The sequence below is a fragment of the Lacticigenium naphthae DSM 19658 genome, from assembly GCF_000425865.1.
GTDB classification, from domain to species: Bacteria; Bacillota; Bacilli; order Lactobacillales; family Carnobacteriaceae_A; genus Lacticigenium; species Lacticigenium naphthae.
In genome coordinates, this window is the sequence record NZ_AUEG01000003.1 from 119,142 (window position 1) to 131,410 (window position 12,269).

Here is a 12,269-nt window from a genome sequence, read left to right on the forward strand (position 1 = left end):
GTTGATTATTATTCTTTCACAACGTTTTTGTATACACGTGACAATCCAACTGCGTGGAAGTCAACTCCAGAAACGTTATCTTGCATCATAACTGCGTTCCCTTTTTGATATACAGGAAGGACGCCAGCTTCATCCATGATGATAGCTTCAGCTTCTTTCAGTGCTTCCCAACGGGCTTCCGTATCAAGTGAGAGATCCCCATCAATAGCAGAAAAGACAATTTCATCATATTCTTCATTTGACCAAGAACCATCATTGTTACTTCCGTCTGTTACCCACAAGTCCAAGTATGTCATTGGATCTGCATAGTCTGGTCCCCAACGTGTCAGTCCCAAATCGTAATCGCCTTGTTTCATACGATCTAGACGCGTTTTCTTAGGCATTTGCTCGATTTCGATCGTGACACCGTCCAAGGTATCTTCGATCTGAGATTTCAATACTTGGGACACATTGATTGCACTCTCTGTATCTTCAACGAGTAGTCCGAATGTGAACGTATCTTGTCCAGTCTCCTCTTTAGCTACTTCAAAAGCTTCCGTAGCAGCTTCTGGATCATATGCTAAATAGGTATCTGCTGTTTCGCGGAAATCTTTCCCATCTGGTCCTGTTGCTAAGCCCTCAGGAATGACATAATCAGCTGCTGAAGAACCATCTTTTAAGACTGTTTCAGCAATTTGTTCTTTGTCAAACGACATGGCTAATGCTTTTCTCAAGTTCTCATTTTCTAAACCTTCAACTAATGTGTTAGGTGAGATATACCAGAGATAACCAGCTTGAGTATTTACAAATTCTGGATCGTCTTTGAATAAGTCCACTTGTTCACCGGCAAGTGTTACAAGGTCTAAGTCTCCATTTTGATAAGAAAGCATAGCTTGTTGTGAATCTTTAATGACTTGATACTTCATGCCCTCTAACTCAATAGATTCAGCATCATAATAGCTCTCGTTCTTTTCTAATTGAATAGTCGTTGCAGCCGGTTCATAAGAAGTGATTTCAAAAGCACCGTTTGCAAGTAACGTATCAGGTGAAGTACCATACTGATCTCCTACTTCGTTCATAAATTCTTCATTTAATGGATAAAATGAAATGAATGACATCAAACTTTCAAAGTAAGGAACAGGATTAGCTAATTTAACTTCTAATGTCTTTTCATCTAATGCTGTAACACCTAATTCTTCAGGAGCTTTTTCTCCAGCTAATACTTCATTAGCATTTTCCAGACCCGCAATTCCCATGATGTAGCCATATTCACTACCTGTTTCAGGGTTTGCTAATCTTCTCCAAGAATAGACAAAGTCTTGTGCTGTTACAGGTTCCCCGTTTGTCCATTCTGCATCTTCTCTAATTTTAAAAGTATAGGTCAAACCATCTTCACTTTTATCTGTAGTTTCTGCTAGAGCTGGGATCGGATTTCCATCAGCATCCACTTGATATAATCCATCAATTGTATTGGCAATCACTTCAAAAGAAGTTCCATCAGTTGCAATTTGTGGATCCATAGACGCTACTTCGACGTCAACTTGCACATTTAATACTTGACTGTCAGAAGACGTATCAGCTTCTGCTGAACTATCTACTTCTTCATTTGTTTCTCCCCCACAAGCAGATAGAACTAAAAGTGATGCTAAGCCGCTGACTAATAAATGCTTTTTATTCAGTTTCGTCATTTTTATCCCCCCGTTATTTAAATTAAATGAGCAATAGATTAGATTTTTTTAATCTAATGTAATCGAATTATAATCTGTATTTTTAGATTGGTCAAGTATTTTTTTGATATTTATTAAAAAAAAACGTAAAAACTTCGCTTTTTTTAAAAGAAAACGCTTATCAACAGCGTTTCTAAATTGTGTCTATTCCATATCGTTCGTGTTCTCCTTAAAACATTCGTTTTTTTATCCTCACATTTAAATCTCATAAGGATGGCTGTCATCTTTTGTTTTCACAGAAACCAAATATTAGTTGCTGAATAAGTCTGTATTTAGTACTATTTTTTTGTTTTAACTATTTGGACTGTTTTATCCCCGTCGCTTGTCCTATTAGTGCATTTAAAAAAAAAGACAAAAAAATAACCCAAAAACTGAACACTCGCCTGGCAAGTGTTCAGTTTTTGAGTTATTTGTATTATCCCTAATTTAATTTGTTTTAATTTGTTCTGTATTGTTTACTGGTACGTCTATGATGTGGTTTTCGATAAATGGTTGGATTTTACTCATAAAGAATCCCATCATTGGGGCAAATATGACCATCCCAATAAACGTTCCTTCTCTGACAGTCAACGGTAAAGTAAATAGTAACGTCAAGGTCACAGCTAAAACTAAACTCAATACATCAGCCATTTGACGGACAAAAGCAAATTTATATTTTGTGTTTTTAGCAATAGCCATACAAAATCCTTCTAACGGGAAAGATATGACGTCTAGAACGACTACCATTCCTACACTAAATGATACAATAACTAAGGCAGAAATGTATACGATCAATGTTACAATATATTGATCAAATACGAGATTGGCAAACAGTGTGTAGTAGAAGAAATTAATTAATACTCCCAGAATGATACTGATAGGAACTTGTAAAAATTGCCTGAAATGAAAATCTTTTTTGAGCAATATTAATTGTCCCACTATACAACTGATATTTAAAATCATTCCAATTGTTCCCACTTTAACATCCGATAAAAAGGACAGTGATTGAATCAAAGCATCCCAAGCTCCTACCCCTATAGCCGCTTTCAACGTTAACGATGCTCCGAAAGCAACCAAAACCATTGAGCCGAGCATGATAACTATTTTTTTCAGTTGGTTCATATCCATTTCTCCTTACTCTTTTTTATACCTTTAAAGAGTTCTTGACTTTATAGTTATCTCAATTCTTCAAATTAGTTCTAGTCTACCACGTTTACAAACTATTTCTGCTAATAGTACATAAAATTAAAAGGAATTTGCAAAAAAAGTGTGAAATCTACATTAATTAGTAAAATTATTCCTCATTTTTTCTGCATGAACAAGAAATCTTTCCTATACTTACTTTTATTTCAATTTCCTCTTGATTCCGTCTTTTTACTCTTCAATCATCCTGATGACTTTTGCCGGTACACCAGCTACTACTGAATTCTCAAGAACATCTTTAGTAACGATTGATCCTGCCCTGACAACCGAATTTTCTCCGATCGTTACTCCGGGAACTACGGTTGCTCCGGCACCTATCCACGCATTTATTTAATAGTAACTGGGCTAGATAAATTGCCTCTTTTTTTTAGGATCGATTGGATGATTAACAGTCAAAATCTTCACTTGCGGTCCAATCAATACATCGTCTTCTATTGTAAGTCCGCCCTTATCTACAAAGGTGCATCCCATGTTTATAAATACATTTTTCCCAATGGTGATGTGCTGTCCAAAATCGGCATAAAAAGGCAAGAGCACATGTACAGAATCATCAATTGGTTTACCCGTAATTTTTGCTAAGATTTCCTGTATCTCTTTTTGGGTATGTTCTTCTGTGTTTAATTTGTGAATCAGGCGTTGGGTTTTTTCTAAAATTTCCCCAAATTTATAAAATTCTGGATCATCTGCCGATTTTTCGTCATTCAAGTGAGCTTCGTGATAAAATAATAATTAGTCTACATAAAAGGAGTTTATTGAATGGAAACTATTTTTTCTGCTAGTGTTGTATACATCTCTACCAGTATTGATTATTTATTTATATTATTGATCCTTTTTTCTCAAAAAAAGGTCCAACATCAGAAGGCACAGGTAGTATGGGGCCATTATCTCGGTACCACACTGCTAGTAAGTGTGAGTTTACTTGCAGCTTATGTTTTGCACTTTGTTCCGGAAGAGTGGATGATCGGATTTTTAGGATTCATTCCTATTTACCTAGGGGTACAGTTTGCTATCAAAGGAGAGGAAGAAACAGAAGAGGAAGAAGTTGTAGAAAAGATGAACGCAAGTCCTACTTCTTACTTATTTTGGACGGTCACCTTGCTGACGATTGCCTCAGGTGGAGACAACTTAGGAATTTATATTCCTTATTTTGCATCATTAGCTGTCCGTGAGATCGTTATTGCTTTACTTGTTTTTGCTGTCTCGATTCCCCTTCTTTGCTATGTAAGTAATCTTTTGACAAAATTGCCCCTGGTTTCTGAAACGATTGAAAAATACGAAAGAATCATTGTCCCTATCGTATTTATTGGACTTGGAATTTACATTTTAATTGAAAATCACACTCTTCAAACACTCTTCACTCTCATACAATAGAAAGGTAGGATATGATGTCGCCATTAAATAAACTATTTTCTAAAATTGAAGCAAACAAAGAAAAAATGCTGCTGATTCGCCGCCATTTACACGAGAATCCAGAATTATCGTTTCAAGAAGTAAAAACAGCAGAGTATATTGAGGATTTTTATAAAACTGTCCCCGTTGATAAATTAGAAACGAATATAAATAATCAACTGGGGATCGTTGCGACCATCGAAGGTAAACACCCAGGGAAAACCATTGCATTACGGGCAGATTTCGATGCATTGCCCATCGAAGAAGCAACAGGGCTACCATTCACATCCAAGAATCCAGGTATGATGCACGCGTGTGGTCATGATGGACATACAGCTTATTTATTGATTTTGGCAGAATCTCTAGCCCAAATGAAAGACCAACTTCATGGGACCATTAAGTTCATTCACCAACCGGCTGAAGAAGTTCCCCCAGGAGGAGCAAAAGGGATGATTGCAGCTGGTGTGCTAAAGGGTGTGGACGCTATTTTTGGTATCCATCTCATGTCTACAATGGAAACCGGAAATGTATATTATCGTGAAGGCAATACGCAGACGGGGCGAGCTCGTTTTTCTTTAACGATTCAAGGAAAAGGAGGACATGGTTCTTCTCCTCACCTTTCAAATGATGCAATTGTCGCTGCGAGCTCTTTTGTCCTAAATGCACAGACGATCGTGAGTCGCCGAATCGATCCTTTTGAAACGGCTGTTGTAACGATTGGCTCTTTTGATGGGAAAGGTCAATTCAATATTATAAAGGACTCAATCACTCTTGAAGGGGATGTACGGACACTCTCTTTAAAAACAAGTGCGCAAGTTGAAAAGCATTTAACTCATTTAGCAAAAGGGTTGGAAGAATCTTTTTTACTTGAGACTTCATTTTCTTATGAAAATGATTACCCTGTTTTATATAATCATCCAGCTGAAACTGCTCAAGTGGAAGAGGCTTTGACCACAGCTGGCATTTCAGAAATAGTAGCCGTTCTGGAAACTGACGCTCTTCCACCCTCTGAAGATTTTGCGTATTATCTTCAAGAAATACCGGGATCCTTCTTTTATGTGGGAGCTAAGCCGAAAGACAAAGATTGGTATCCACATCATCACCCGAAATTTGATATTGACGAAGATAGCCTACTCATTAGTGCCAAAGCTATGGGGGCAGTGGTCTTAAGCTATTGTGGGAAGTGAAAAACGGTATATTTTTATCCGGTATTCAAAAATACTGACTGAATCTCCCGTATTGGTATATTGCCTGGTTTTTTCTCATGAAATTGCTACTATTGTGTTTAAATTATCTGAATGTTCCTCATTCAGGTAATTTTTTTATTTTCTCGTTCCCAAACCTACTGGATCTACTTTTCATCAGGTAAATTTGTCTACTGCATTTTTAGCTACTTGCCCAATTTCTTTTCATTCCGGGAATGTGGCTGGTCATTCTTTGACTCTTTCCCAGATCCGAGCTGCTTTATAGAATTTCTTAGACCTCTATCTCTGAATTTACTAAAACAGATTATATAAGTCCTTTTATTTCTATTTATCAAAGACCTGACGTGAAGGCTTCTTTCTATTTCATTGTAAGAAAACGACCATTCCCAATCAGATTAAATACATTATTGTATTTAATCTTCTTTAAAGCTCATCTTTTTAAAAACGTTTACATCGTTGAAAAAACAAGCTTCCTCTTTCTTTGATTCTGCAAATTCTAGTTTCTAAATCCAATCATCCCCTGTGTCTTCGGTTATTTTCTTTACTTCTACAGAGTTCCCTCACTATAATGAAGGAGGCTTAATTTTCACAGAATCTGTTCACTAGTGAAGGACGTGCTAAATAGGTGATTACATTAGACCAAGTCTCAAAATCTTTTCAAAACAATTCGGGTGAATTTAAAGCAATAGATGCAGTGACTTTCACCATTCAAGATCATGAACGCTTCGGTATCATCGGAGAAAGTGGAGCCGGGAAATCGACTCTTCTCCGCTTTATAAACGCCTTGGAGACCCCTGACGAGGGAGCTGTAATGGTCGATGGGAAAAATATCCATCAATTAAACAAATCGGCTCTTCGCCTGTATCAAAAACAGGTAGCCATGATCTTTCAAGAATTCAATTTATTAAACAATAAGACAGTTGAAGAAAATATTCGTTTACCACTGGAGTTGCACGCTTATCCAGAAACGATCCCAATGGAAACTGTGTTAGATTTTGTTGGCCTAAGAGACAAACGCGGGCAATATCCAAAAGATTTGTCGGGTGGACAAAAACAGCGCGTCGGAATTGCACGGGCGCTCATTACTCGTCCCAAGATTTTATTGTGCGATGAACCTACTTCTGCTTTAGATTTAGGTACCACAAAAGAAATCGTAGATGTGTTAAAAAAAGCCCATGACACTTTTGGGATGACGATCGTGTTGGTTACACATGAGTTAGAAGTTATCAAGGAACTCTGTACGCGTGCAGCTATTTTAGAAAACGGAATGTTGACCGACGTCATCAAAATCGAACCGCCCAAAAACAAGAAATCTTATTCCTCTTACCGAAAAAGAGCTTTGGAGGTGTTAAGTCATGGATCCGACTGATCAGTTACTTAGCGAACGCATCCAAGAATATGCTCCTCGCCTGATGGAAAGCTTAGCAGAGTCCGGTATTATGATGGGATTTGCAATTGTAGCAGCTATTGTTTTTGGATTGCCCTTAGGAACCCTATTATTCTTAACTGCCTCAGGCAAACCCATGGAAAATAGTTGGTTATATCAAATGGCTAATATTTTTGTCAATATCGTCCGATCTTTCCCGTTTTTATTATTAGTCATCGCCATGCAACCGGCTATTCGTTTACTCTATGGACGCGCCACGGGTGACCCCATTGCGGCATCGTTTCCGATGATGCTCATTGCGATCGTACTCTATGCTCGTTTTGTGGAACAATCCTTGCTCGATGTCCCGAGAGGCGTTATTGAAACCGCGCAGTCTATGGGTGCAACCCTTCCTCAGCTTGTATGGAAGTTCTTATATGTGGAGGCCAGAAGTTCACTGATCATTGGCTTTACAACCGCTTTTGTCAGCTTAATTTCTTATTCCACCATTATGGGTGTCGTCGGAGGTGGTGGTATCGGTGATTTCGCTATCCGATATGGCTACCAACGCTACGAAACGGACGTCATGTATGTAGCTATCATTTTTATTATTATTTTTGTTGAGTTGATTCAAAAGTTGGGATTAAATCTGGCACGAAAAATAGATAAACGATAAAAAAATAGACTCGAAGGAGATCAGCCAATGTTTAAAAAAGGATTATTTTTAAGTAGTATCGCTTTATTACTTGGTGCATGTGGAGGACCAGATGATACACAGAACGAACTGGATTCAGCTAGCACAGAAAAAGCAGAGGAAGTCGTCATTAAAGTCGCTTCCCATTTACCACCTATGACCGACATCGTTGAGATTGCTGGAGATGTCATTGAAGAACCTTATACCGTTGACTTGGTAGAAGTTTCCGACAATATCCAATACAATGAAGCTTTGTTGAATGAAGAAGTGGATGCTAATTTCTCCCAGCACGCACCGTACATGGAGATGTTCAACGCTGAGCGTGATGGAAATTTAGTTGCCATCCAACCAATTTACAATCCTATTGTAGGTTTCTATTCTCCTGTCTATGATTCGATGGAGGATATTGAACAAGGTGCGGAAGTTGCGATCCCAAGTGATAGTTCCAATGAAGCACGCGCTTTGATGGTTCTGGATCACTATGAATTGATCACCTTAGACTCCGAAGTAGAGGGATACGAAGCATCTGTGGATGACATTGTGGAAAACCCTTATGAATTTACCTTTACTTCCATTGATTTGTTAAATTTAACAGCTGCTTACGAAGACGGTGTGCCTCTGGTATTTAACTTACCCACTTACATCAAGAGCATCGGATTAAGTTCAGCGGACGCCTTATTCTTGGAAGACGATGATTTATACACTTTCTCTATCCAATTGATAGCACGTGAAGATAATCAGGATTCAGAAGCCATTCAAGCTTTACAAAAAGCTTTCACTTCCGAAGAAGTTTATACTTTTTTGGAAGAATTAGCTGAAGAAGACCATCTAGAACCGGCATTTGAACCCGGAGAATAATATTTTCGTGAGGAGCCTACTGAAAAGTCGGGATCCTCTTATGATTCAGTTGACTATAAATATGTATACCAAAAAAGGATCGCTGCTTACATTTAAGCAGTGATCCTTTTAATACTTTTATTTCATTGTGCTCAATTTCGGTTTACCGGTCCGATAAATGGTTGCCCCAAAAGGAAGTAAAGCTAGTTTTGCGTGTTTAAAGTGTTGCAATCCAAACGGAATACCCACGATCGTCAAACAGAAGACAATGCCCATGGTCACTTCTTCTACCACCATGACAAATCCACCTAAAACAAGCCACACAACATTTAATAATAATGAAAAGCCAGATTCTCCAAATCGAATATCTTTCCCGAATGGAGCAGCCGACATTGTAGCAAACTTGAAACATTGCATCCCGATAGGAATACCCACAATAGTCACTGACCACAAGATCCCGATTGCTCCCCAGGAAAGAAAGCTAATGAAACCTCCTAGTATAAACCATACTATATTACCTAATAATTTCATCGTCCATTCGTCCTTTCTTTCTCACTATTCATACAGTATACGAGAAATCTTCTTTGTTTTCATCGGACTAAATACTGATAGATCTAACTATTCAAACCCAGTCGATCTATGATGAAAAATAATCACTCATCACACGCCATAATAACTAGCATACAATTCCATTGTACCTATTTCCCCCAAACTCACCCGACTATAACCTTCTTGAATCAGGTAAGTCAGGATCGAACTCGTTTCTTCGGGCTCCATATCTTTCAATGGAATAGCATACAATTGATCCGCTTCTAATTCAGCTTCCCATCGCCAATGCTTGTCTGCCTTCAGCTTCTTTATTTCTTCTCTTGTCGCGTAAATCTTTATAAACGTTTCTCTTTTTTCAGCTGCCGGAACATCGGCAATGATATCTCCCTCTTTTAAGAATAAAATCCGATCAGCATATATATCGAGATTCTCTAATAAGTGAGACGCGATCAAAATCGTTTTTCCCTGTTCTTTCAATGCTAACAATTGATCTGTGATCAGTTGTACATTATCGGGATCCAATCCATTCATCACTTCATCCATCAACATGATATCCGTGTCTGCTGCCAAGAGCATGGCAAAGCACATACGCTGACGCATTCCTAGTGAATAAGTTTTTACCGGTCTTTTGATATAGCTTTCCATATTCAATTGTTCAACGATTCCGTTTACAGAACGGTCTGTTTTATTCCACATCCGTGCATATAATTTTAGATGATCCCTCCCACTTAACTCTTCATAGACATCGTCAAGTTCTGGTAAGAAAGAAATATGACGGTACATTTCTACTGTACTTTGTTTTGTTCGATAATTATATTGGTCGTCCAGTACGATTTGCCCAGCATCCGGAACAACAAAATTCATAATGATTTGGAGCAATGTCGTTTTCCCTGTTCCATTAGGCGCTACCAACCCGATTATCGTTCCTCTTTCTGCGTCAAAATCGATTTCTTTTAAAACCGTTCTGCCCTTGTATGATTTTGAAATCTGTTGCACTTTTAACATATCGATTTCCTCGCTTTCATTTGATCATTGCCTATTTTTTCTAAGTGTTTTCCGTAAATACATCACGGCCAACAATAGAATTTCTATAGTAATAAATAAGATCCCAACAGAAATCAATCCATTTTTAAATGTGATAGAATCTGTCGTATAGAGCAAATTTTTATATCCGCTTAAAGCAGAACCAAAATCAAAGAAAGTAAAGGGGAGTATATCGAGATTGGTAAAGAATCCTATCCCATCTTTAAAATAAAGGAATTCTGAAAACAAGAGGACCATGCCTGCAATCAAGTTAAAAAATTCATTTTTTATGAGGATACTCCACAAGAAAATCACACGAATAAACACAACTGTTAAGATTATAAAGAAAATCAATTGTTGCACGAGAAGCTGGCTCATACTGAGAAGGACATCCCCTGGTTCAGCGTTTTGTGCTACAGGCAAGAGCCAGGATCCCCATCCATATCGTACCCCTACAAGCGTCAGCCCACTAAATAATAGAGCAAAAACAGTCAAAAAGGTTGCACTGAAAACAACTACTGTTTTTGTCCAATACCGTTTTGACAATGTCAGTGGCGCACTTTCAATCAGTGTCTTGTGGCTGTAATCTTTGACCACACTATCCATTGCAAAAATCATGACCAGACCAAGCAATATATATGCTAGTCCATTGTTCAATGCTCGTTGGAGTGTTTGAAGGGCCGTTTGTCCATTGAGCGTCTCTACGGTGAGTGGTGGCTGATAGTCTAGGTACCCCCGGTATCGCTGGAAATTATTTTGAAGATGATAGTCTCCCTTTTCCTGAGAACGAAGATCTCCGTACTCGTAAAACTGCGGATGGACTTGAAAAGGGTATTTTCGCATTCCGAAATAAGTCATCGTTTCTTCTATATAGGTCAGGTAGTCTTCGTTTACCAATGCTGAATAGCGTGCCTGATTGATTGGGGTGATTTGTTGATAAAAATAAAAATCACGGGAGCGTGTATCTGGATCAATGTCTTCCAAAACGCCAATTCCTTCAGCAAGTTCTTCTTCAATTCCTTCAATAGTCACTTCTTCAAAATGAGTATAAGTCGGCACGATCAAAAGTGTGTACACAAGCATGGCGAAAAAGAGTAGCACGATAGCTCCTTGGTTTTTTTTATTTTTCCAAAATAGTTTCCACTCAAATAAAAAGTAAGCTTTCATCTATTCCCGCCTCCTTTTTCCTTCATGCGCTTTTGAGAGTGCTGCAGCCATCCAAAAACGACGAGGAGGAGAAGGCTACTGGCCAATAAAACGCTCAATCCTGACATATAATCAATGGCTGGATGGAGCTTCTCAGCGAGGGTCCCATTCAACACGTCTGTTAGATTGTAATAAGAAAACGGAAGGAGATAATGTAGAGAGAACGTTGAAGGAATGATGTACGGCAAGAAATACAACACGCTCCCGATAAAAAGTGTAAGATACATATTTTTTGTTACCTGATTCAATACTAAGGTCAACAGACCCACATGCAAAAACAGTACTAGGCTGTATCCCATAAATAGTCCTATATACAGTAAGGTAGAGATTCCCTGAAACTGCGTATTTGCATAAAGGATGATCGGGTAAAAGAAATTTCCGGTCTCGAACAATCCACTCATGATACCTGTAAATCCACTAATCAGGGTCACCGTTCCTAACCATGGAAGCAAGGTGTAGACGATCAATTTTGTAGTGACTTTTTTCCTATTCGCTAACGGTAAAGACTTCGCCAAAGAGCGGTGGTCATCTTCTTTCGTCAAAATATCTCCAGATAAAAGCAAGGCAACGAAAAATAGTCCTATGCCGGTGAACTTCATTGCTTCAGCTACATAAGTTGCACCATTTTGCCCATCATCTTGGATGAGAAGTTGTCTGTCTGCTAAGTATTGATAGAATGCCTGATCTTTTTGAGCCTGTTCTATTGAAATGAGGTAACGTGAGTTCATTCCTTTAAATCCCTGTTCGTGTCCCTCGATTCGCAATTCTGCTAATTCGATACCGGTTTCTATGTATTTCTCTGGTTGGTCAAAGCGGTGAAAAACATCCTGTCGGGCAATCAGTCTTTGTTGGAAAAGTACATTTTCATACGAAGGACGTATAAGAGGATCCTCAGCTTCTATTTCTGAGAATTCATACATATTTGCCGTATTGTTCAGTATATCTATCGCCAGCTTTTGCGGGATATGGCCAACCCCTTGATAAGGGATATAAAAAATCAGTCCGATCAAGCCTACAATTAAAAACGCAACTAATGTCCACGTTTTTTTCTCCTTTAAAAATAAGCGACTCTCAAACAGTATAAACTCCCGCATCGATCTTCTTCCTCCAAT

At 38.4% G+C, this 12,269-nt stretch carries 11 protein-coding genes and 1 pseudogene; 5 read left to right on the top strand and 7 right to left on the bottom strand.

The genetic code is table 11. The features are described 5' to 3' along the window. Nucleotides 1-8 precede the first annotated feature (8 nt). The 3 genes and pseudogenes from H626_RS0104780 to H626_RS11630 form a co-directional block, all read right to left on the bottom strand. The gene (locus H626_RS0104780; RefSeq protein WP_156883236.1) at nt 9-1,667 is read right to left on the bottom strand and encodes a peptide ABC transporter substrate-binding protein; all 1,659 of its coding nucleotides are present in this window, start codon (nt 1,665-1,667) and stop codon (nt 9-11) included. Nucleotides 1,668-2,132: 465 nt separating this feature from the next. Then, a complete protein-coding gene (locus H626_RS10675) occupies nt 2,133-2,807 on the bottom strand; it encodes a YczE/YyaS/YitT family protein (RefSeq protein ID WP_051237822.1) in 675 nt (224 codons plus the stop codon). 252 nt (nt 2,808-3,059) lie between these two features. Further along, nucleotides 3,060-3,593, bottom strand: a pseudogene (locus tag H626_RS11630) (sugar O-acetyltransferase). Nucleotides 3,594-3,644: 51 nt separating this feature from the next. Between H626_RS11630 and H626_RS0104795 the strand changes: the two are divergent. From H626_RS0104795 to H626_RS0104815, 5 genes are all read left to right on the top strand, one after another. After that, complete coding sequence (locus tag H626_RS0104795; protein WP_027108327.1) at nt 3,645-4,259, top strand: CadD family cadmium resistance transporter; 615 nt, start codon at nt 3,645-3,647, stop codon at nt 4,257-4,259. An 11-nt stretch (nt 4,260-4,270) separates the two neighbouring features. Next, nucleotides 4,271-5,464, top strand: coding sequence for an amidohydrolase (locus H626_RS0104800; protein WP_211221951.1), 1,194 nt, complete (start codon nt 4,271-4,273; stop codon nt 5,462-5,464). Between the two features lie 643 nt (nt 5,465-6,107). After that, a complete protein-coding gene (locus H626_RS0104805; RefSeq protein ID WP_027108329.1) occupies nt 6,108-6,851 on the top strand; it encodes a methionine ABC transporter ATP-binding protein in 744 nt (247 codons plus the stop codon). Then, entirely contained in the window at nt 6,838-7,524 is a 687-nt protein-coding gene (locus H626_RS0104810; RefSeq protein WP_027108330.1) for a methionine ABC transporter permease, read from the top strand. The genes H626_RS0104805 and H626_RS0104810 overlap by 14 nt, the downstream gene beginning before the upstream one ends. A 27-nt stretch (nt 7,525-7,551) precedes the next feature. Next, a complete protein-coding gene (locus H626_RS0104815; protein ID WP_027108331.1) occupies nt 7,552-8,400 on the top strand; it encodes a MetQ/NlpA family ABC transporter substrate-binding protein in 849 nt (282 codons plus the stop codon). Nucleotides 8,401-8,517: 117 nt separating this feature from the next. On the opposite strand, the gene H626_RS10685 is transcribed toward H626_RS0104815, so the two are convergent. From H626_RS10685 to H626_RS0104835, 4 genes are all read right to left on the bottom strand, one after another. After that, nucleotides 8,518-8,910 carry a YccF domain-containing protein gene (locus H626_RS10685; RefSeq protein WP_051237824.1) on the bottom strand — a complete coding sequence of 131 codons (393 nt, stop codon included), beginning with the start codon at nt 8,908-8,910 and terminating at the stop codon, nt 8,518-8,520. A 129-nt stretch (nt 8,911-9,039) separates the two neighbouring features. Further along, entirely contained in the window at nt 9,040-9,933 is an 894-nt protein-coding gene (locus tag H626_RS0104825; RefSeq protein ID WP_027108332.1) for an ABC transporter ATP-binding protein, read from the bottom strand. A 24-nt stretch (nt 9,934-9,957) separates the two neighbouring features. After that, the gene (locus H626_RS0104830) at nt 9,958-11,118 is read right to left on the bottom strand and encodes an ABC transporter permease (RefSeq protein ID WP_027108333.1); all 1,161 of its coding nucleotides are present in this window, start codon (nt 11,116-11,118) and stop codon (nt 9,958-9,960) included. Beyond that, on the bottom strand, nt 11,115-12,251 hold the full coding sequence (locus tag H626_RS0104835; RefSeq protein WP_027108334.1) for an ABC transporter permease: 1,137 nt from the start codon (nt 12,249-12,251) through the stop codon (nt 11,115-11,117). Before H626_RS0104835 ends, H626_RS0104830 begins: the two co-directional genes overlap by 4 nt. Nucleotides 12,252-12,269 lie beyond the last annotated feature (18 nt).